Here is a 21,926-nt window from a genome sequence, read left to right as displayed (position 1 = left end):
CACGCCCGCCGCGGCCTGCGAAATTTTCGCACTGGCCCATTCACGTTTCGCGCCGCGCTACACGCCTGATTAACCGCCTTACGTCCAGTATCGGGAAGAAGTTCCGTTGACCGTGAGGCTGATCGCATGCCGCCGACCGTGATGATCCTCGATGACGATCCACAGTTCGCCTCGTCGGTGGCCGACATCGCGGAAATCGAGGGATTCCGGCCGTATGTCGTTGGCTCGCTGGCGCAGGCACGCGAAGCCGCCGCGCGTCACTCGATGGACCTGATGCTGGTGGATCTGCACCTGCCGGACGGCTCGGGTCTCGAACTCATCGACAGCATCGATCGCGGGATCCATGGCGACATGGCCATCGTGACCGGCAACCCGACGATCGAGACCGCCGTTGGTGCGGTGTCGGCGCCGGTGATCGACTACCTGATCAAGCCGTTCCATCCCGACCGGCTGATCGGCCTGCTCCGGCGTTGCGCCGACCGCTCGGCGTCGATGTCCGCCGCCAATGGCGCCCGCACGCCGATCCCCGGCGTGATCGCCGCCAGCGAGGCGATGCGCGTGCCGGTGCAACTGGCACGGCGGGTCGCGTCCTCGGAGGCATCGATCCTGCTCGACGGCGAAACCGGCACCGGCAAGGAGGTCTTCGCCCGGGCGATCCACCAGATGAGCGGCTGCGAAGGTCCGTTCGTGGCGGTCAACTGCGGCGCGATGCCGCCGGAACTGCTCGCCAGCCAGTTGTTCGGCCATGAACGCGGCAGCTTCACCGGCGCGGTGTCGCGGCACGTCGGCGTGTTCGAGCAGGCGGCGCGCGGTACGCTGTTTCTCGACGAGATCACCGAGATGCCGGTCGAGCAGCAGGTCTATCTGCTGCGGGTGCTGGAGACCGGGGTGATACGTCGGCTCGGCTCCACCGACGAGACGCCGGCACCGGTGCGGATCCTGGCCGCCACCAATCGCTGCCCCCACGACGCGATCGCCCGCGGCAAGCTGCGCGAGGACCTCTACTACCGGCTGTCCGACTTCACCATCACCCTGCCCCCGCTGCGCATGCGCGACGACGATGCGATCCTGCTGGCCGAGCACTTCATCGACAGCTTCAACGCACGCGGCGACATGCAGAAGCGGCTTTCCCCGGCCGCCAGGCGCTCGCTCAAGCGCTACACCTGGCCCGGGAACGTGCGCGAACTCAGAAGCGCCACCTATCGCGGATGCGTGCTCGCGTCCGGCGACGACATCATGATCACACCGGAACAGACGCGCGTCGCCCCGCCGGTGGAATCGGAAGACGCCATCGTCTTCAGCATCGGCACGTCCTGGCCGGAAATCGAGCGGCAGACCCTGCTCAAGGTGCTCGCCTACTGCGACAACGACAAGACCGCGGCGGCGCGCATGCTCGGCGTCAGCGTGCGCACGGTGCACAACCACCTGGCGAAGATGCGCAACCAGCAGCGCCGGAATGCCGCCTGACACGGCGCGGGAGCCCGCGGCAGCGTGACCGCGATGCGGCGGCCCGGTAGACGACACCCGTGAGCGGGAACTTCGACTGCGCCATCGTCGGCGCCGGGCCCGCCGGCCTGGCCGCCGCGCTGTACCTGGAGCGATTCCATCGGCGCGTGGTGCTGTTGGACGATGGCCGCAGCAGGATGCGCTGGATCGGGCGCAGCCGGAACCTTCCCGGCTATCCGCACGGGATCTCCGGACCCGCCCTGCTCGACCGCCTGCGGCGGCAGTTGCGGCGCTACGGCACCGAACGCCGCAACGCCGCGGTCGACGCCATCGACGGCCAGGCTGGCGCGTTCCTGTTGCGCGTCGAAGGCGGCGAGCGGATCGCCGCGAGCCGCGTCATTCTCGCCACCGGCACGCAGGATACGTTGCCCCGGATCCGCGGGCTCGAGGAGGCGCTGCAGCGGGGGCTCTTGCGCATCTGTCCGGTCTGCGACGGCTACGAGGCGACCGACCGCCGGCTCGCGGTGCTGGGCCCGGTAGGGGAGGCGTCGCGCCATGCGTGCTTCCTGCGGACTTTCAGCGACCGGGTCGCCGTGCTGCCTACCGACGGCGGCGACGCAGGGCCCGACGCCACCGGCATCCTTCCGCGGCCGGCATGGCTCCGGGCACGCTCCCGGTCGATCGAAGTCGCGTTCGACGACCGCGCCAGCGTCCGTTTCGACGCGCTTTACCTGTCGCTCGGCGCCAAGCCGCGCGCATCGCTGGCAGCGTCGCTTGGTGCACCCCTGGCGGAGGACGGCACCCTCCGGGTGAACGCACACCAGCAGACCGGCGTCGATGGCCTGTACGCGATCGGCGACGTGGCCCACGATCTCAACCAGGTCGCGGTCGCGCTCGGGCATGCCGCGATCGCCGCGACCGCGGTCCATAATGCGCTTCCCGAGCATCCGCGGCGCGCCTAGATCCTCTTCGCCGATCGGCGGCGCCGCGCGTCCGCGCCTTGCGCAGCTGCACTCGCGGACGGGGACGCGAGGACCGGTCGCTGCGGATCGCCCGCGTGGCCGCGCCTCCCGTCCGAAAGCGCCCGGCGCCGGCGCGCTCAGGACGAGGCGTCGGGCGGACGCTCGCGCATGCGGCGGCGGCGCGCCGCATTGCCGGTCTTCGCGCCGGGCTCGGTCTCTGGCACGTTGCGTTGCTGGTGGTTGTGCTTGTCCGGCGACTCGCCGGGATCGCGCGGCGCATCGGGTGCGATCCGCTTCTCGAGCAGGTCGCGCTCGGGATCGTCGTTGAACGTCCGCTTTCCCATGTCGGCTCCTCCAGCATGCGGTCGTGGCGCTTGCACGCAGTGTGCGCGTGCGGACGCAAGGAGGCGTGACGGATTCCGGATCGCTGGACGGCCCGGACCCGTATCGCGCGCGTCGCGTCGCTTGCCTGCGGCCGAAAGCGGCCCGCACCGGCGCGCGAACGGGCGTCAGCCCGCCTTCCCGCCGGCGAGCGCTTCGGCGACCCGGCGCAGATCGGCGAGCAGTTCCCGTTGCGCCGCCTCGCGGTCCGCGCCGCGCTTGCGGAGGATGGCCGAAGGGTGCCAGGTCGCCATGGCGGGAAGGCCGGTGGGCAGCGGGCGCCACTCGCCGCGGTGCGCGGTGACGGAGAAGCCGCGGCCGAACAGCGTCTGCGCCGCCATCGCCCCCAGCGCCAGCACCCGCTGCGGCCGCACCCGTTCGAACTCCGCCGCCAGCCAGGGGCGGCAGGCCGCCTGTTCGGCGGCATTCGCCCTCTGGTGCAGCCGCACCTTGCCGCGGCGCGTGAACTTGAAATGCTTGACCGTATTGGTGAGATAGACGTCGCCGGACGACAGGCCGGCTTCGTCTATCGCCGCGCGCAGCAGGCGTCCCGCGGGGCCGACGAAAGGCTCGCCGGCGAGATCTTCCTGGTGGCCCGGCTGCTCGCCGATCAGCATCACCCGCGCCCGCGAGCTGCCCTCGCCGAAGACCGTCTGCGTGGCATCGCGCCACAGCGGGCAGGCGCGGCACTCGGCGGCCTTGCGCCTGAGCGTCGGCAGCCCGCCGGACGGCGTCTGGCCCTCGACCGGCTTGGCGAAGGGGCCCGCATTGCCGGCGTCCCGCGATCCTGCCATGCCCGCGTTCGCCTGCCGGCCGCGCTCAGACCGGCTCCGGGCCGGCCGGGGCCGGCGCGCGCGACCCGCCGCGCACGCGCACGGGGATGGACTTCACCGCCGGCACATGGCTGTCGATGGCATGGTGTTCGACCGAGAGCAGCGGATTGCACTCGGGGTGGTCACCGACGCCGCTCTCCGTGTTCCAGCCCCGGTCGCGCGCGGGAAGCGGCCGCCGGAAACCGCTCGGGCAGGCGGCGACAAGGCTCGAAATTCGGCGCGGACGCATGGCGAACTCCTTCGCGAACAGGGGCCGTTCCTCTACCCTCTTACGCCAAGCGCGATCCAGGGGCAGTGAACGGGCGCGCTGCGGCCGGCCGCACCTGCTCCGGCGGCAGCGCTCGCATACGTGCCGGCTCCTGCGCCTGCCGCCGGCAAGTCCATTCGATCCCCAGCATGAATTCTTCAGCTATCCGCGAACGGCGCATGCGTTCCCTCACATGCCCACCGCGCGTGATGCGCTAGCGTGCAGCTACGGGAGATTCCGCCGCGGCGCCGGACGATCCCACCCCATCGCATGACCGGAACGCTTCCGATGAACCGCAAGGAACTCGATCACCATCTCGACAGGCTGGCGCGGAACCTGCCGGCGTTGGAGCACGCCCACCCGCGCGATACCGACTTCTGGTCGGCCTTCGCCGACGAAGCCGAACGAGTAGATGACCACACCCTCAGCGCGGAGGACCAGGCCTACGCGCAGATGCGGATCGTGCTGATGCTTTCGTCCGGCCACGACCACTGACCGCCTGCCCCCATGGGGGACCCGTGCGCGGCGTCGACACGGGAATTCAGTCGACGCGATGGCGAATCACGCGGCGTGCGCCGGACGATCGTCCGCGATCGTCCGACGCACCCGATGCGGGCACGATCGATGACCCGCGGAGGACGGACCGCGGCGAGGAACCGGTTCGTGCCCGCGATCCGGATCGCGCACACCTTCCCTGCGACGGATCGTCGCACGTGACCAGCGCGATCGGCGCCGTACAATGACGGCTATCGCGGCGACCGGCATCGCCGGACGCCACGTCCCATCCTTCGCGCTCTTCCATGGACCAGACCCTCGCGGCCGAACCGTTGCCGCAGCCCTCCGTCTCGCCGGCCGCGCAGGTCCGCCGCCTCGATGCGCTCGGCGCGCCCGCGCGCGGCCGGCTGCGTGCGGCCGGCGCCTGCACGGCGCTGGCAGGCGGGTTGCTGATCGCGCAGGCGGCGCTGATCGCCCTCGCGGTGCAGCGGGCGCTGGTCGAGGGAGCCGATCCGGACGCGCTGCTGCCGGCGCTGGGCGCGCTGCTCGGCGTCGGCCTGCTGCGCGCGGGGCTCGGCTGGGCCGCGCGCGAACTGGCCGACGACGCGGTCGCGACGATCCGCACGCAGCTGCGGCGCACGCTGGCGCGGCGCTTGTTCGCGGCGGGAGTGCCGTGGCTGCGGCACGAGCGCAGCGGCGCGTTGAGCGAGCTCATCGGTACCCACGTCGACGCGCTGGAAGGCTACTTCACCGGCTATGTGCCGGCGCGCGTCGAATCGTTCGCGGTGCCGCTGCTGATGCTGGTGGCCGTGTTCTTCTTCGCGGACGCGATCGTCGGCGCGGTGCTGTTGCTGACTCTGCCGCTGATCCCGCTCTTCATGATGCTGGTCGGCTGGAGCGCGGAGGCCGCCAGCCGCCGCCAGCTGCGGGCACTGGCGCGGATGGGCGGGCATTTCGCCGATCGCCTGCGCGGACTCGGCCTGATCCGTGTCTACGGCCGCGGCGAGGACGAGCTGGCCGGCATTCGCGACGCCGCCGAGGGCCTGCGCACGCGCAGCCTGAAGGTGCTGCGGATCGCGTTCCTGTCGTCGACGGTGCTGGAATTCTTCGCCTCGGTCAGCGTGGCGGTGATCGCGCTGTATCTGGGACTGAGCTACCTCGGCATGATCGAACTGCGCGCCGAGCCGCTGACGCTCGGCACCGGCCTGTTCTGCCTGCTGCTGGCGCCGGAGTTCTACGCGCCGATGCGGCGGTTGGCCGCGCACTATCACGACCGCGCCGGCGCATTGGCGGCGCTGGAAGAGATCGAACAGTTGAGCCCCCCTTTGAAAAAGGGGGGTTGGGAGGATTTGCTGGGCGCCCGACAAGGCCACAGCCAAAGCAAATCGCTACGCGATTCCCTGCCCCCGCGCAGCGCGCGGAGCGCCAAGAAGCGTGGGGAAATCTCAGCCCCTAGTCTCCCTTTTTCAAAGGGGGGGAGTGCGGAGGCGCCAGCGGTTGTCGTTCGCGACGTGGCGTTGCGGCACTTTGGTGCCACCCGTGACGTGTTGCGTGGGCTCGACCTGACGATCGCACCCGGCGAGCACGTCGCCGTCACCGGCCCCAGCGGCTGCGGCAAGAGCACGCTGTTGGAAACCCTGGCGGGCTGGCTGCCCCCATCGGCGGGCACGCTGCGGATCGAGCCGACGGCACGGATCGGCTACGTGCCGCAGCGGCCATTCCTGTTCCACGGCAGCCTCGCCGACAACCTGCGCCTGGCGAAACCGGATGCCACGCCGACGGAACTGCGGGCCGCGGCCGAGGCCGCCCAGGTACTGCGTTTCGCCGCGCGCTTGCCCGAAGGCCTGGACACGGTGATCGGCGAGCGCGGCTTCGGCCTGTCCGGCGGCGAGGCGCGGCGGCTCGCGCTGGCGCGGGTCTACCTGCGCGATCCCGGCCTGCTGCTGCTCGACGAACCCACCGCCTTCCTCGATCCCGACACCGAGGACGCGCTGCTCGACGCCCTCGCCGACTACGCGCGCGGTCGCACCCTGGTCATCGCCACCCACAGCGCGGCCGCGCTGCGCATCGTCGCGCACACCCTGCAGCTGCCGGTCTCGCCGGAGACCAAGGAATGAGCGCGCCGGCCGCCACCCTGGCGCAGGTGTTCCGCCGCCATGCACTGCCGATCGCGCTGGCGGTGCTGCTGTTGTTCGCCACGCTGGCCGCCGGCACCGGCCTGCTGGCGCTGGCCGGCCATTTCCTCACCGCCGCCGCGCTCGCGGGCGGGCTGGTGGCCGGGTTCAACTTCTTCGCGCCGTCGGCCGGTATCCGTGCACTCACCTTCGCGCGGATCGTGTCGCGCTATGGCGAGAAACTGTTCGGCCACGACGTCACCCTGCGCCTGGCCCGCGACCTGCGGCTGTGGTTCTTCGCCCGTGCGCTGCCGCTGGCGCCGCTGGGACTCGGGCGCGAGCGGATCGGCGACCTGCTGTCGCGCCTGGTCGCCGACATCGACGCCGCCGACGGCCTGCTGGTGCGCGCGCTCGGACCGTTGTCGGCGCTGCTGGCCTTGGCCGTCGCGGTCGTGGCCGCCAGCGCCGCGGTCGTGCCCGCCGTGGGCGCATGGATGGCGCTGGTGTCGCTGGCACTCGGCGGCCTGGTGCCGCTGGCGACCACGCTCGGCGCCGGCGACGCCGAACGCCGCCGGTCCGAAGCGCGCGCGGCGCTGCGGCAGTCGCTGCAGGAAAGCCTGGAAGGCGCGGCCGACCTGGTCGCGCTGGCGGCGGTCGACGCCCGCATGGACGCGATCGATGCCCACGCGCAGACATTGGCGCATCGCGAACGCGGGTTGCAGCGCCGCCTGTCGGCGGCTTCGCTGCTGCACGCGGCGATCGTCGCGCTGGCCCTGCCGGCCCTGCTGTGGCTGCTGTTGCGTGCGCACCATGCCGGCGAAGTCTCCACACCGGCCGCCGCGGCGCTGCTGTTCGCCGGGATCGCCCTGTTCGAGGCCGCCGCCGGCATCGGCCTGGCCTGGCAATCGCTGCGCGCCGCGCGCGCCTCGCTGCAACGGCTGCGCGCGATCGCCGACGCCGCGCCGCCGGTGCGCGACCCGCCCGCCCCGGTCGCGCTCCCGGCCGTGGGCGAGCTGCGGCTGGAGAGCGTGGACTTCGCCTGGGGCGGCGCCGCGCCACGCAAAGTGCTAGACGGCGTCGACCTGGTGCTGGCTCCGGGACAGCGCGTCGCCATCGCCGGCGACAGCGGGGCCGGCAAGTCGTCGCTGATCGCCCTGCTGCTGCGCCTGCGCGATCCCGATGCCGGGCGCGTCCGCTACGGTGGCGTCGACCTGCGGCAGGCCGCACAAGCGGACTGGCACCGGCACATCGCCTGGCTGCCGCAGGACGCGCCGGTATTCGCCGGCAGCGTGCGCGAGAACCTGCGCATGGGCGATCCCGACGCCGACGACACGCGCCTGTGGGACGTGCTGGCGCGTGTGCGGCTGGACACCGCGGTCCGCGCCCTGCCCGGCCGGCTCGACGCCTGGATCGGCGAGAGCGGCAGCAGCCTCTCGGGCGGGCAATCGCGACGCCTGGCGCTCGCGCGCGCGCTGTTGCGCGACGCCCCGGTCCTGCTGCTCGATGAACCCACCGAGGGCCTGGACACCGACGCCGCGCACGCCCTGCTGCGCGACCTGGCCGACACCTGCGCCGGTCGCAGCCTGCTGCTGATCAGCCACGATGCCCTGCCTGGCGGCGTCGTGCATGCGTACTACCGCCTGGTCGAAGGCCGTCTGCATCGGTTGTCCGCTCCGTAGGAGCGCACCGCAGGGGCGCGATGCCGCGGGTGCCGGCTGAATCCGATGGATGCCGCGATTCAGGACCGGCAGGTGTGCCGGTCACCGGAATTCGTGGGCGGCGACATCCCCGCGGCATCGCGCCCCTGCGGTGCGCTCCTACGGGAGAGGCGCGGCAGACCGGTAGAATTGGCCACCGCCTATCTCGCGCCTCGTCACGACACATGACCGACACCGTCCGCACCGCCTTCCACGGCTTCGAGCAGATCCCGCTGCGCGAGTACGCCGAGCGCGCCTACCTCGACTACTCGATGTACGTGGTCCTCGACCGCGCCCTGCCCTTCATCGGCGACGGGCTCAAGCCGGTGCAGCGGCGGATCATCTACGCGATGAGCGAGCTGGGCCTGAACGCCGCCGCCAAGCCGAAGAAGTCGGCGCGCACCATCGGCGACGTGATCGGCAAGTACCACCCGCACGGCGACTCGGCCTGCTACGAGGCGATGGTGCTGATGGCGCAGCCGTTCTCGTACCGCTATCCGCTGGTCGACGGCCAGGGCAACTTCGGTTCCAGCGACGATCCCAAGTCGTTCGCCGCGATGCGCTACACCGAGTCGCGCCTGACCCCGATCGCCGAGGTGCTGCTGGGCGAGCTCGCCCAAGGCACGGTGGACTGGACCCCGAACTTCGACGGCACCCTGGAGGAGCCGACGTGGATGCCGGCGCGGCTGCCGCACCTGCTGCTCAATGGCACCACCGGGATCGCCGTGGGCATGGCCACCGACGTCCCGCCGCACAACCTCAGCGAGGTGGTCAGCGCCTGCGTGCACCTGCTCGACGATCCCAAGGCCAGCGTGCGCGACCTGTGCGAGCACGTGCGCGGCCCCGACTACCCGACCAGCGCCGAGATCATCACCCCGGCCGCCGACCTGCTGGCGCTGTACGAGACCGGCCACGGCGCCATCCGCGCCCGCGCCACCTGGAAGAAGGAGCAGCAGAACATCGTCATCACGGCGCTGCCGCACCAGGTCTCGCCGAGCAAGGTGATCGAGCAGATCGCCGCGCAGATGCGCGCCAAGAAGCTGCCGTGGCTGGAGGACATCCGCGACGAGTCCGACCACGCCAACGCGGTGCGCGTGGTGCTGGTGCCGCGCTCCAGCCGGGTCGACGCCGAACAGCTGATGGGCCACCTGTTCGCCACCACCGACCTGGAGAAGAGCTACCGCGCCAACTTCAACGTGATCGGCCTGGACGGCCGCCCGCAGGTCAAGAACCTCAAGGCGATGCTCGCCGAGTGGCTGCAGTTCCGTACCGACACCGTTACCCGCCGCCTGCAGCACCGGCTGGACAAGGTCGAGCGGCGCCTGCACCTGCTCAAGGGCTTGCTGGTCGCGTTCCTCAACCTCGACGAGGTGATCCGCATCATCCGCAGCGAGGACGAGCCGCGGCCGGTGCTGCAGAAACGCTTCGACCTCAGCGACGAGCAGGTCGACTACATCCTCGAGACCCGGCTGCGGCAGCTGGCACGGCTGGAGGAGATGAAGATCCGCGGCGAGCAGGACGAGCTCGACGCCGAGCGCGACCGCCTGATCGCCACCCTCGGCAGCAAGGCCAAGCTGAAGAAGCTGATCAAGGACGAACTGATCGCCGACGCCAAGAAGTTCGGTGACGCCCGCCGTTCGCCGCTCATCGCACGCGAGGCCGCGCAGGCGCTGGCCGAGACCGAGCTGGTGCCCAGCGAGCCGGTCACCGTCGTGCTCAGCGAGAAAGGCTGGGTGCGCGCCGCCAAGGGCCATGAGGTCGACGCCGCCACGCTTTCGTACCGCGAAGGCGATGCGCTGCTGGCGGCGATGCGCGGCCGCACCACTTGGCCGGTCGCCTTCCTCGATTCCACCGGCCGCAGCTACTCGACCACCGCGCATACCCTGCCCTCGGCGCGCGGCAACGGCGAACCGCTGACCGGGCGCTTCTCGCCGGCCGCGGGCGCCTCGTTCCAGGCGCTGGCCACCGGCGAGGCCGATGCGCGCTTCGTGCTGGCCTCCTCGCACGGCTACGGCTTCGTCACCCGCTTCGAGAACCTGGTCGGGCGGCAGAAGGCCGGCAAGGCGATGCTGACGCTGTCGCCCGGTTCGCGCGTCGTGCAACCGGCGCCGGTGACCGATGTCGAGACCGACCGCATCGTCGCGGTCACCAGCGCCGGCCACCTGCTGGCGTTCCCGGTGGCGGAGCTGCCGGAACTCGATCGCGGCAAGGGCAACAAGATCATCGAGATCCCCAAGGCCAAGCGCGGCACCGAACGCGTGGTGGCGGTGGCGGCGGTGCCGCCGGGCGGCACCCTGCAGGTGAAGTCCGGCGGGCGCACGATGAGCCTGTCGTTCCGCGATCTGGAGAACTATCTCGGCGCGCGTGGGCAGCGCGGTGGGTTGCTGCCGCGGGGGTGGCAGAAAGTGGACGGACTCTCTGTCGAACCGTAGTCACCCTCGCACCGCGCGGCGTTCGGAGCAGCGGCGGTGCGGCTGCATGGTTTTCAACGGTCGGCGCGTCGCGACTTCCGTCGCTCCCACAAGTCCGTCGCTCCCACAAGGAGGAGCGGGATGCAGGTATCGGCTGGGAACATGGCGCTTCGGTTGTGGGAGCGACGGAAGTCGCGACGCCGCCGAGGTATCCGAGAGCCGCCCCAGCGCAGGCACAGCGCACTCGGGCACAATGGCGCATCCCCACCCAGTAGAGATGCGATGCACCACGGGTTCTGGCATCAGCGCTGGCAGGAAGGCCGCATCGGCTTTCACCAGGCACGGATCACGCCGCTGCTGGAGCAGCACTGGGACGCCGTGGGCGCCGCACCCGGCAGCCGCGTGTTCGTGCCGCTGGCCGGCAAGTCGCTCGACATGGCCTGGCTGGCGGCGCGCGGCCATCGCGTGCTCGGCGTGGAACTGAGCCGCCTCGCGATCGAGCAGTTCTTCGATGAACATGCACTCACGCCCGAGATCCGCGAAACCCGCTACGGCAGCCACTACAGCGCCGGCGACATCGAACTGGTCTGCGGCGATGCCTTCGGCCTCGACGCCGAAGCGCTCGCCGACTGTCGGGCCGTGTTCGACCGCGCGGCGCTGATCGCCTTGCCGCCGGAACTGCGCGCGCCTTACCTGCACGAGCTCTATGCTCGCCTGCCGCCCGGCTGTCGCGGTCTGTTGGTCACGCTCGAATATCCGCAACACGAGAAGCAGGGCCCGCCGTTCTCCGTCGGCGAAGCCGAGGTGCGCGCCGGACTGCAGGCCGGCTGGGCCGTCGAGGTTCTCGAGCGCCGCGACATCCTGGAGCGCGAGCCCGGCTTCGCCGCCGAAGGCGTCACCGCCCTGTCCACCGTCGCCTACGAGCTGCGGCGCCGGGATTCCGCAGCCGCGTGAACGCCTGAGCGCGGCAGTGGCCCACCTCTGTCGGGGTCGCGACTTCCGTCGCTCCCACATGGGAACGGCTTGCGCGCGGCAAGGCGGCCCTTTCCGCCTTTCCTGTGGGGGTGGCGGCGGTATACCGCCGCCGGGGAGTCGCGACTTACGGCCGGCGTTGCCGCGACTGCCTGCATCGCGCCTACAATCGGCGCAACTCGGGGGAGAGATTGCATGCTTCGTTGGCTGAAGCGCTCGGCGCTGCTCGTCGTACTGCTGCTCGCGATCGCGCTGCTCGCCACCTGGTGGCTGCTGCGCGGTAGCCTGCCCGCGCTGGACGGCGAGGTCGCCCTGCCCGGCCTGTCGGCGCCGGTGACGGTGAGCCGGGATGCGCTCGGCGTGGTCACCATCGATGCCGCCAACGAAACCGACGCCATCCGCGCGCTCGGCTACGTGCACGCCCAGGAACGCTACTTCGAGATGGACCTGATGCGCCGCACCGCCGCCGGCGAACTGGCCGCACTGTTCGGTTCGATCGCCGTGGACACCGACCGCAGGCACCGCGTGCACCGCATGCGCGCGCGGGTGGAAGCCGGCCTCGCCGGGATCGCCGGCGAACGCCTGCCCCAACTGCAGGCCTATGCGGCCGGCGTCAACGCCGGCCGCGATGCCCTGCGCGCGCGGCCCTGGCCTTACCTGCTGCTCGGCCAATCGCCGCAACCGTGGACGCCGGCCGACTCCGCCCTCGCCGGCTTCGCCATGTACTTCGACCTGCAGGACGCCGAGAACGAGCGCGAACTCGCCCTGCTGCGGATGCGTCCGCACCTGCCTCCCGCCCTGTACGACCTCGTCACCCACGACGGCAGCCGCTGGGACGCCCCGCTGGCGGGCCGGCCGCGCGGCGACGCCATCCTCCCCGGCGCCGACCAGCTGGACCTCCGCACCCTCCCCTCGCCTGGAATCGAAGCCGCAACTGCCGCGTCGTCCCACGGACCCGCACCGCCCGCCGCCGACCTCCACCCCGGCAGCAACAACTTCGCCGTCGCCGGCACGCTCACCGCCGACGGCCGCGCCATCGTCGCCAACGACATGCACCTGGGCCTGCGCGCGCCCAACATCTGGTTCCGCGCCCGCCTGCGCTATCAGGACCCGCGCGCGCCCGGCGGCCGGGTCGACATCGGCGGCTTCACCCTGCCCGGCCTGCCGGCGGTGGTGGTCGGCAGCAACACCCACGTCGCCTGGGGCTACACCAACAGCAATATCGATACCCTCGACTGGCGTCGCGTGCACCCCTGCGCCGGAGACGCCGCACAGGCCGCCTGCGACCGCGTGACCGCGCACGAGGAAACCATCGCCGTGGCCGGCGCCGAACCGGTCGCCTTCACCGTGGACGAAACCGACTGGGGGCCGATCCTGCACCGCGATCCCGACGGCACCGCCCTGGCCCTGCGCTGGGTGGCGCACCTGCCCGGGGCGCTCAACCTCGGCCTGTTCGACCTCGCCTACGCCGGCAATCTCGATGCCGCGCTCGCCGCCGCCGACCGCACCGCCATCCCCACCCAGAACCTGCTGATCGGCGATCGCGCCGGCCGCATCGCCTGGCGCCTGCTCGGCCCGATCGCGCAGCGCGATCCGGATTGCGATCCGGCCCTGCCTTCCCCCGCGCCCGACGACCCGCCCTGCCCGCCCTGGTCCATCACCACCGCCGCCGGCCCCTTGCTCGCCTCCCCCACCGCCGACCGCCTCTGGACCGCCAACAGCCGCGTCGTCGATGGCACGCTCCTGCAGCGCATCGGCGACGGCGGCTACGCCCTCGGCATCCGCGCCCACCAGATCCGCGAAGGTCTGGCCGCGCGCGACCGCTTCACCGAGCGCGACCTGCTCGCCATCCAGCTCGACGATCGTGCCGTGCTGCTCGGCGAATGGTGGCGACTGTTGCGCGGCGCCGCGGCCGAAGCGGAAGACGTCCCGGCCCTGCGCGCACTCGCCGAGGCCGCGCAGACATGGCAAGGCCGCGCCGGCACCGATTCGGTGAGCTACCGGATCGTCCGCGCCTGGCGCCTGGCCGTGCATCAACGCATCGCGGAAGGCCTCGCCGCTCCCGCGCGCGCCGCGCTGGGCGACGGATTCGAAATGCCCGCACTCAACCAGTTCGAAGGCGTGGCCTGGCCTCTGCTCCGGCAACGCCCCATGCACTTGCTGCCACGCGACTACGACAGCTGGACCGCCCTGCTCGAGGACGCCGCCGTGGAAGTTCGCGACGAACTCGACGCCGAGGGGCCGCTCCACGAGCGCACCTGGGGCGAACGCAACACCGCCGCCATCTGCCACCCGCTGGCCGGCGCCATCCCGCTCATCGGCAAGCGCCTGCTGTGCATGCCGCCCGTCCCGCTCCCCGGCGACGGCAACATGCCGCGCGTGCAGGGCCCCGCCGTCGGCGCATCGGAACGCATGGTGGTCTCACCCGGCCGGGAGGAAGACGGCATCGCCCACATGCCAGGCGGGCAAAGCGGACACCCGCTGTCGCCGTTCTGGGGCGCGGGCCATGGGGACTGGGTGGAGGGAACGCCGGCACCGCTGCTGCCGGGCGAGGCCGTGCATTCCCTGCGCTTGCGCCCACCGCGGACGCCTTGAAGACGAATCCGGATTCCGCTTCAACGATGTGCGGTCCAATCTACATTTGCTTCCTGATCTCTGCATTCGGCTCACAGCCGCAGTGATAGCGCGGCGCGAACCCTAATCGATGGTGTCGATGGGGAAGCGCTCGAGGCCGCGCGCATCCTGATCGCGGTCGGACGCACACCTCGTCGTCCCGCATGCCAACGAACTGGTCGACGTATCGCGCTCGCATCTGCCACGGGCTTGCGACAAGCCGGCTGGCGAGCGATTTTCGCCTACCCGGTCGATGCTCCGAACATCGCCAGCATGTCGCCGGCCTCATTCAAAAACATGATTCTCGCCTACACGAATGCAGTGCTACGGTAAATGCGCTCGACGAGTGAGGGGCCTCATGAAAATGCCGTTGCATGCGAGGCCCAGCCTTGGATCGATAGGGCTCCCGATCGCGATGGTCCTGTGCGCCTACGCTGCGCCGCTCACCGCAGCCTCACCCACGCCGCATGGCACGGCCGCGCCTGCGGCACCACCGATCGGCACACGCGACACCGTGACCGCCGGGCCGCGGGTGCCGCGCCCACCGGGAACGCCTTGCGTACAGGAACTGTTCCGCGATGCTGAGGCCACGGCGCCCGGCCCCTTCTGGATCTTCGAAGCGCAAATGCGTGACTTCGTCTACGAGCCACCAGCAGGCTGTTCCGGTCCATGGTCCAAGGTGGTGCTGAAGATCGAATTCCGCAATGCCGATCCGTCCGCCTCTCTGGATGGCGCCGTACTCGCACACCTGTCCATCGACGGCGTGCCGCTCTTCAGCGGCGGGGCGCAATACAATGACGTGCCCACGTATTGGCGCGCCGAGCGCGACGTGACCGACTACAGCGCGGTCCTCGGCACCTCCGGGGTCGGTTTGGTCGAGATGCGGGGGCGGACGCGCTACGGCGAATTCAACTCGCCCTACTACGCGTCCGCGACGCTGCTCTTCTATCCGCCGGACGCGAGCAGCCCTGCGCCGCGCGTGCCCGACGCGGTGCATCCGCTGTCGGCGGACGCCTGGCACGACGTGGGCACGCCCGACGACCAGCTCGCCGCATCGCTGACGCTCCCGCGCAATGTCGAACGCGCCTATCTGGACGTGATGGCGCAGGCACGATTCGGCGATGACCTGTTCTGGTTCACCTGCATGGCCGACCAGGCAATGGCCCGATTCCCGGAGTTGGCCAGCCGGCTCGCCATCGGCCCGAATCGTGTCGGCCTGGACGTCAATCAACAGCCGCAGGGCTGCAGCGGCGGCAGTTTCCGCGAACTCCAGGTGAGCATCGATGGCCAGCCCGCGGGCCTCGCGCCGATCTATCCCAAGGTCCATCCCCTGCTCAACCCCGTTTGGAACTCGACGCGGCTATTCCAGCCGGCGCCGGCGCCGCTGGCGCTGAACTTCATGCCCTACCGAATCGACCTGACGCCGTTCGCCGGGCTGCTCAGCGACGGCGCACCGCACCAGGTCGCGCTGTCCGTCGCCAGCGGCGGCGACATCGCTGATTTCCATCTTTCCGGCACGCTGCTGATCTATCGCGATCCCGGCGCCAGCCAGGTCGTCGGCCTGGTCACGCGCAACACGCTGGCGGGCCAGGTGCACGCTCCGGACGTGACCAGCACACTCGAGCGAAACGGTTCGGGCGAAGTCAGCGGGCAAGTCACCACGACATCGCACCGGAACTACGTCATCGAAGGCTATGCCGATACGTCGCGCGGCCGCGTCCACAGCACGGTGGAGCGCACGCTCAGCTTCGAGAACCTGCTCGTGCCCTATGCCTACGATCCTTCTGGGACCGATGCGGATGCGTACCGACTCGACCTCGACCTGGAGAGCGTCGCGAAGGGAACGAGCCGGCGCTACCTGGACGGCGACCTGGTCGCGGAAGACCGGGAGCTGGTGCGCTATCCGCTGACCTTGGCCTATGCCATTCGTCCGGGGGCGGAGGCTCCGCAACATGAACGCTGGGTGGATCTGCAGCAGGCGTTCTCGCAGCGAACGGACCGCCAGCGCCCCGGCGTCGAACGCTATCGCACACGCCTCGACCACGAGGTCGATCTGGCATTCGCGCCAGACCTGGATTACACCGGCGACCAGACGCGGTGGAACGGCATGCAGCGCTACGTGTTCCGCGATTCGCACTCCAGCTGTTATCGCATCGATCTGGCAACGCAGGACGGCATGCTCTCGGACTATCGGCCAGGCGCCGGCTGCCCCGGCGGCGTCAACCGCCTGTACTGGGCATCGCATCCGGATGGCTCGCCCGACGGGCCGGGATGGACGGAACATTGAGGAGAGCTATCGTCGACCGCTGAGATATGGCGGCGGGATGCTCTTCGCAGAACCCACGCTATCCATTACAACATCGCGGAACAACTCGAGCACGCACGGCGTACCCTTGCGCCTTCGCTGTCCTCCTTCTGGTCCTGCGCCGTTCGCTGTGCCCGGCACAGCCGCAGTGATAGCGTATTGCTCCCCCATGGCGACCAGGGAGAAGAAAATGGCACAGCACTACAGGCTCGTTGTCATCGGCACGGGCACCGCCGCCAGGGTGGTCGCCACGCGCGTCCGGGCCGCCGGCTGGAGCGTTGCCGTCATCGATTTCCGCCCTTTCGGTGGCACCTGCGCTCTGCGCGGGTGCGACCCCAAGAAAGTGCTGATAGGCGGCGCCAGCGCCATCGACCACGTGCGGCGCATGGGCGACAAGGGCGTCGCCGGGAACGTTGGGATCGACTGGCCCGGCCTCATGGCGTTCAAGCGTGGCTTTACTGATCCCGTTCCCGCCCAGCAGGAGGCCTATTACGCCGACGAAGGCATCGATGTCTTCCGCGGGAAGGCCAGGTTCACCGGCCCGAACGCGATCGATGTCGATGGCGAAACGCTCGAGGCCGGGCACGTCCTGATCGCGGCAGGCGCCGAGGCCCATAAATTGGGGATTCCCGGCGAGGAGTACCTGGTCACCAACGAAGGCTTCCTCGAGCTCGACGAACTGCCCGCGCGGATCGTGCTCGTGGGTGGCGGCTACATCGCCGCCGAGTTCTCCCATCTCGCTGCACGGGCCGGCGCCGAGGTGACGATCCTGCAACACGGCGAACGGATCCTCGCCCGCTTCGAGCCCGAACTCGTCGGCTGGCTGATGGAGAAGTTCGGGGAAGTCGGCATTAAGGTCCACACCGGGATGACAGTCGAGGCGGTCGAGAAAACCGCCACCGGGTTCCGCGTCGGCGCATCGGGGGCGAACGGCAAGGCGACGTTCGAGGCCGACCTGGTCGTCCATGCCGCGGGCCGCACGCCGGCGCTCGAAGCGCTCGACCTGGAAGCCGCCGGCGTGGCGCACGACAAGGGGCGGCTCGAATTGAATGCGTATCTGCAGAGCGCCTCCAATCCCGCGGTCTATGCCGCCGGCGACTGCGCCCAGGCGGGCCCACCGCTGACGCCGGTAGCCGGCCACGACGCCAAGGTGGTGGCCGCGAACCTGCTGCAGGGCAATCACGCCAAGCCCGACTACACGGGCGTGCCCAGCGTGGCGTTCACGGTACCGCCCATTGCCGCGGTCGGATTGACCGAGGCCGAGGCCAGGCAACAGGGCCTCGTGTTCCGGGTCAACTGCCAGAGGGCTTCTAGCTGGTTCACCTCGAAGCAGGCCGCCGAACCGGTCTATGGTCACAAGGTACTGATCGAAGAAGACAGCGGGCGCGTGCTCGGTGCGCATCTCGTCGGCCCGCACGCCGATGAGGTGATCAACCTCTTCGCGCTCGCCATTCGCCACGGGCTGACCGCAAGCCAGTTGGCGACCACGATGTTCGCCTATCCAACGACCGCATCGGATATCGCATACATGGTCGAATGAGGGATCGACAGGTCGGGGCGTTTGCGTGCCGCTGGCTCGCGTCCGTCTCGAACGCCCGAACGCTGTACGCGAGGGCGAGAATCGAAGATCCCTGGACCTTCGCTCCGATCGCGTGAAGTCTTGCTCCCGCCTGCGCGGGAGCGATGAGGAGATGCCTCGTCAACACCTCGTCGGCGCCACATCCGGCTGCAGAAGTCCGGAAACGGGGGGTTACCGGCTTGACGTTCGATCCCTGCGCGTACGGTCCTGAAGCGGAGACGACGCACCGGGCCGCTGCGAACGCCGATGCTCAGCGCCGATCGAGCACGGTGCGCAGCACCGGCACCGTGGTCACGTCGTCCACGCCCTTGAAGGCCGCGATGCGTTCGCGCAGGTCGGACAGTTCCCCGGAGCCGGCGGTCTCGACCAGCACCATCAGATCGGTCTCGCCGACCACGCTCTGGCACAGGCTTACCTGCGGCAGCGTCTGCAGCAGCGGCATCACGTCGTCGCAGCTGAAACCCTCGGCATGGCGCAGCAGCAGCCAGGCCTGCAGCGGATCGCCCTTGCCCAGGCGCAGCGTGTACTGGGCGATCACGCCGGAGCGCTCCAGCCGCTGGATACGCTCCTGCACCGCGCTGCGCGACAGGCCGACGGCCCTGGCCAGCGCCACCGTGGGCAGGCGCGCGTTGTCCTGCAGCAGCGCGATCAGCTTGCGGTCGGTCGCATCGAGGGTCTTCATGTGCGGACGGCGAACGGCGGGAACGGCATTGTGCCGGGTTGAGGCCGGCGCCGGCGAGCGGCACAGTGCGGTCCTCTCCACCGCCGCTTCCCGCCATGCCGCACGACTCCGGTTTCGCTCGCCTGCCCGCGCCGCCGTACTACGCGGTGATCTTCTCGTCCCAGCGCAGCGGGTCGGATCCCGCCGGCTACGACGCCGCCGCGGCGCGGCTGTTCGACCTGGTGCAGGAGCAGCCCGGCTTCCTCGGCGCCGAGTCCGCCCGGGACGCCGGAGGCTTCGGCATCACCGTGGCCTATTTCACCGACGAGGCGGCGATCGCCGCCTGGCGCGAGCATGCCGAGCACCGCGCCGCGCGCGAGTACGGCCGCGAGCACTGGTATGCGCAGTACCAGTTGCGCATCGCCCGGGTCGAGCGTGCCTACGGCGGCCGTCCGGCCGACGCGGCACCGGTCGCGGCTGTGGAGGAGGACGCATGAATCTCGACACGCGGACGGCGCTGATCCCGATCGACGTCCAGCTCGGCTTCGACGACCCGCCGTGGCCGCGCCGCAACAATCCTGCGATGGAGGGCAACGGCCTGCACCTACTCGCCGCGTGGCGCGAGCACGGCCTGCCGCTGATCCACGTGCGCCACGATTCGGTCCAGCCCGGCTCGTCGCTGGCGCCGGGCCGCCCCGGCAATGGCTTCCACGTGGGCTTCGCGCCGCAGGCGGGCGAGGCGCTGGTGGCCAAATCGGTCAACGCCGCCTTCATCGGCACCGATCTCGACCTGCGCCTGCGCCGTCTCGGGATCGAACGCATCGTGCTGTTCGGCATCAGCACCGACATGTGCGTGTCGACCACGGCGCGGGTCGGTGCCAACCTCGGCTACCGCGTGACCGTGGTGGGCGATGCCTGTTGCTGCTTCGACCTGGCCGATGGCGCCGGCGGCACGATCGCAGCCGACGACATCCAGCGCGCGCACCTTGCGACGCTGCGCGCCGAGTTCGCAGGGGTCGTCGATACCGAGGAGATCCTCGCCTCATTGCCGCACGGCGCGAGCGGCGCCGCGTAGTCGTTTGGCGGGGATCGGACGGCGGCGAGACGGTTCAGTAGGCGGTGGCGTGCACCCCCTCCACCGACCGGCCCGACGGATCGGCCGCTTCGGCGAATGCCGCGTCCCAGGCGATCGCCGCCGGCGACGAGCAGGCGATCGACTTGCCGCCCGGCACGGTCTGCGCGGCGGCCGGCGTGGGAAAGCACTGCTCGAACAGGCTGCGGTAGTGGTACGCCTCCTTGGTCTGCGGCGGGTTGACGGGGAAGCGGCGCGCGGCGGCGGCGAGTTCGCGGTCGCTGACGTGATTCTCGGCATGGGCCTTGAGACCGTCGATCCAGCCGTAGCCGACGCCGTCGCTGAACTGTTCCTTCTGCCGCCACAGGATCGATTCGGGCAGGTAGCCCTCGAACGCCTCGCGCAGCACCGCCTTCTCGATGCGGCGGCCGCTGCCTGCGGCGCCGACCATCTTGTGTTTCGCATCCATCCGCATCGCCACGTCGAGGAACTCGCGGTCCAGGAACGGCACGCGCGGCTCCACACCCCAGGCCATCATCGACTTGTTGGCGCGCAGGCAGTCGTAGTTGTGCAGCGCGTCCAGCTTGCGCACCAGTTCCTCGTGGAACTGGCGCGCGTCGGGCGCCTTGTGGAAGTACAGGTAGCCACCGAAGATCTCGTCGCTGCCCTCGCCCGAGAGCACCATCTTCACGCCCATGGCCTTGATGCGCCGCGCCAGCAGGTACATGGGCGTGGAGGCGCGGATGGTGGTGACGTCGTAGGTCTCGATGTGGCGGATCACCTCGGGCAGCGCGTCCAGGCCTTCCTCGAAGCTGTACTCGAAACCGTGGTGCACGGTGCCGATGGCCTCGGCGGCGATCTCGGCGGCGGCAAGGTCGGGCGAGCCCCGCAGGCCGATGGCGAACGAGTGCAGGCGCGGCCACCAGGCCTCGCTGCGGTCGTCGTCCTCCACACGTCGGCGTGCATAGCGTGCGGCGACCGCGGCGACCAGCGAGGAGTCCAGACCGCCGGAGAGCAGCACGCCGTACGGCACGTCGCTCATCAGCTGGCGGTGCACGGCGCGTTCGAATGCCTCGCGCAGCGCGTCCGGCGAGACCGCCACGCCTTCCACGGCGTCGTAGTCGCGCCAGCCGGGCGCGTAGTAGCGCCGTAGAGCGGAGCTTGCTCCGCTGCCGCCTTCCGAGAGCGCGCTGTCGTAGTAGTGCCCGGGTGGAAACTGCGCCACGTCGGCGCAGCTGTCGGCCAGCGACTTCATCTCCGAGGCCACGCGCAGCCGGCCCTCGCGGTCGTGGCCCCAGTACAGCGGGCACACCCCGATCGGGTCGCGGGCGATCAGCACCCTGCCCCGCGCGCGGTCCCACAGGGCGAAGGCGAAGATGCCGTTGAGGCGCTCGAGGAACCCGGCCGGATCGTCCCCTGCCGAGGCGCTCTCGCGGTAGAGGGCGCTGATCACCTCGCAGTCGGAGCCGGTCTGGAACTCCCAGGGCGCCCGCAGCGCCACCTGCAGTTCGGCGTGGTTGTAGATCTCGCCGTTGACCGCGAGCACCAGTTCGCCGTCGGCCGAACGGATCGGCTGCGCGCCGCCGGCCGGATCGACGATCGCCAGGCGTTCGTGGACCAGGATGGCGCCGTCGTCGAGGTGCACGCCGCTCCAGTCGGGGCCGCGGTGGCGCTGGCGCTGCGACAGCTCCAGCGCCTGCCGGCGCAGCGCGGCGGCATCGTCGCCGGCCTGCAGGCCGAAGATTCCGAGGATCGAGCACATGGGGGGGGTTTCTCCGTGTCGTGGTTCGGGAACGCGATCCGCGTCCGGGGGAGGACGCGGTCCGGGTGCACCACGCAAAAAACCCGCGCGGTGCGCGGGTTTCGGAAAGATCAGGTGGTTGTATTGCCGCCTATACCTGTCCGCCGACCCGCCGCTTGGGCGCATGATTATTCGAACGCGGATTGTTCGCGTCGAGCGGAGTACGGACGATGGCGGCGTGGAACGGCATGGACCGAAGCTAACCCGGGACCGGGCGGCTTGCAAGCGGTCGCGCCCGCCGACCCTGCGAAATCCTAGGGGAGACTCTTGTGGGATCCCTGGGAGAGCTTGCGGACCCCCCAGGGGAGACTCTGCGGAGCTCCTGGAGACCCTGCGG

The 21,926-nt window shown here is 70.5% G+C and carries 17 protein-coding genes; 12 read left to right on the top strand and 5 right to left on the bottom strand.

The features are described 5' to 3' along the window. The first annotated feature begins 126 nt into the window (after positions 1-126). Together U3649_RS10570 and U3649_RS10565 are read left to right on the top strand one after the other, a co-directional pair. A complete protein-coding gene (locus tag U3649_RS10570) occupies positions 127-1,467 on the top strand; it encodes a sigma-54-dependent transcriptional regulator (RefSeq protein WP_407351297.1) in 1,341 nt (446 codons plus the stop codon). Between the two features lie 59 nt (positions 1,468-1,526). Next, on the top strand, positions 1,527-2,408 hold the full coding sequence (locus tag U3649_RS10565; protein ID WP_407351296.1) for an NAD(P)/FAD-dependent oxidoreductase: 882 nt from the start codon (positions 1,527-1,529) through the stop codon (positions 2,406-2,408). A gap of 137 nt (positions 2,409-2,545) precedes the next feature. Here the strand turns inward: U3649_RS10565 and U3649_RS10560 are convergent, their stop codons facing one another. From U3649_RS10560 to U3649_RS10550, 3 genes are all read right to left on the bottom strand, one after another. Beyond that, on the bottom strand, positions 2,546-2,752 hold the full coding sequence (locus tag U3649_RS10560; RefSeq protein ID WP_407351295.1) for a hypothetical protein: 207 nt from the start codon (positions 2,750-2,752) through the stop codon (positions 2,546-2,548). A 165-nt stretch (positions 2,753-2,917) separates the two neighbouring features. Beyond that, complete coding sequence (locus tag U3649_RS10555) at positions 2,918-3,583, bottom strand: UdgX family uracil-DNA binding protein (protein WP_407351294.1); 666 nt, start codon at positions 3,581-3,583, stop codon at positions 2,918-2,920. A gap of 25 nt (positions 3,584-3,608) precedes the next feature. Beyond that, a complete protein-coding gene (locus U3649_RS10550) occupies positions 3,609-3,851 on the bottom strand; it encodes a hypothetical protein (protein ID WP_407351293.1) in 243 nt (80 codons plus the stop codon). Between the two features lie 306 nt (positions 3,852-4,157). On the opposite strand from U3649_RS10550, the gene U3649_RS10545 reads away from it, so the two are divergent. The 8 genes from U3649_RS10545 to U3649_RS10510 all read left to right on the top strand — a co-directional run bounded on the left by U3649_RS10545 (position 4,158) and on the right by U3649_RS10510 (position 18,016). After that, entirely contained in the window at positions 4,158-4,364 is a 207-nt protein-coding gene (locus tag U3649_RS10545; RefSeq protein WP_407351292.1) for a hypothetical protein, read from the top strand. Positions 4,365-4,669: 305 nt separating this feature from the next. After that, entirely contained in the window at positions 4,670-6,481 is a 1,812-nt protein-coding gene (gene cydD / locus U3649_RS10540; protein ID WP_407351291.1) for a thiol reductant ABC exporter subunit CydD, read from the top strand. Next, entirely contained in the window at positions 6,478-8,157 is a 1,680-nt protein-coding gene (gene cydC, locus U3649_RS10535) for a thiol reductant ABC exporter subunit CydC (RefSeq protein ID WP_407351290.1), read from the top strand. The genes cydD and cydC overlap by 4 nt, the downstream gene beginning before the upstream one ends. 203 nt (positions 8,158-8,360) lie before the next feature. Continuing rightward, positions 8,361-10,607, top strand: a complete 2,247-nt coding sequence (gene parC / locus U3649_RS10530) for a DNA topoisomerase IV subunit A (protein WP_407351289.1) — start codon at positions 8,361-8,363, stop codon at positions 10,605-10,607. Between the two features lie 261 nt (positions 10,608-10,868). Beyond that, a complete protein-coding gene (locus U3649_RS10525; protein WP_407351288.1) occupies positions 10,869-11,540 on the top strand; it encodes a thiopurine S-methyltransferase in 672 nt (223 codons plus the stop codon). Positions 11,541-11,753: 213 nt separating this feature from the next. Then, positions 11,754-14,153 (top strand): penicillin acylase family protein, encoded by a 2,400-nt coding sequence (locus U3649_RS10520; protein WP_407351287.1) that lies wholly within the window; start codon positions 11,754-11,756, stop codon positions 14,151-14,153. Between the two features lie 433 nt (positions 14,154-14,586). Then, positions 14,587-16,458 (top strand): peptide-N4-asparagine amidase, encoded by a 1,872-nt coding sequence (locus U3649_RS10515; RefSeq protein ID WP_407351286.1) that lies wholly within the window; start codon positions 14,587-14,589, stop codon positions 16,456-16,458. A 208-nt stretch (positions 16,459-16,666) separates the two neighbouring features. Next, positions 16,667-18,016, top strand: coding sequence for a dihydrolipoyl dehydrogenase family protein (locus tag U3649_RS10510; RefSeq protein ID WP_407351285.1), 1,350 nt, complete (start codon positions 16,667-16,669; stop codon positions 18,014-18,016). A gap of 289 nt (positions 18,017-18,305) precedes the next feature. Here U3649_RS10510 and U3649_RS10505 read toward each other — a convergent pair whose 3' ends face one another. Further along, on the bottom strand, positions 18,306-18,737 hold the full coding sequence (locus U3649_RS10505) for an Lrp/AsnC family transcriptional regulator (RefSeq protein WP_407351284.1): 432 nt from the start codon (positions 18,735-18,737) through the stop codon (positions 18,306-18,308). A 95-nt stretch (positions 18,738-18,832) separates the two neighbouring features. Here U3649_RS10505 and U3649_RS10500 point away from each other — a divergent pair, with 95 nt between their 5' ends. Then, complete coding sequence (locus U3649_RS10500; protein WP_407351283.1) at positions 18,833-19,213, top strand: antibiotic biosynthesis monooxygenase family protein; 381 nt, start codon at positions 18,833-18,835, stop codon at positions 19,211-19,213. After that, positions 19,210-19,791 carry a cysteine hydrolase family protein gene (locus U3649_RS10495; protein ID WP_407351282.1) on the top strand — a complete coding sequence of 194 codons (582 nt, stop codon included), beginning with the start codon at positions 19,210-19,212 and terminating at the stop codon, positions 19,789-19,791. Before U3649_RS10500 ends, U3649_RS10495 begins: the two co-directional genes overlap by 4 nt. A 34-nt stretch (positions 19,792-19,825) precedes the next feature. Here the strand turns inward: U3649_RS10495 and asnB are convergent, their stop codons facing one another. Beyond that, a complete protein-coding gene (gene asnB, locus U3649_RS10490; RefSeq protein WP_407351281.1) occupies positions 19,826-21,550 on the bottom strand; it encodes an asparagine synthase B in 1,725 nt (574 codons plus the stop codon). Between the last annotated feature and the right edge of the window lie 376 nt (positions 21,551-21,926).

This window comes from Luteimonas sp. R10 (genome assembly GCF_045689605.1).
Taxonomy (GTDB): Bacteria; Pseudomonadota; Gammaproteobacteria; order Xanthomonadales; family Xanthomonadaceae; genus Luteimonas.
Note: the sequence above shows the minus strand (reverse complement) of the source record. Positions and strands in the feature narration are given on the sequence as shown.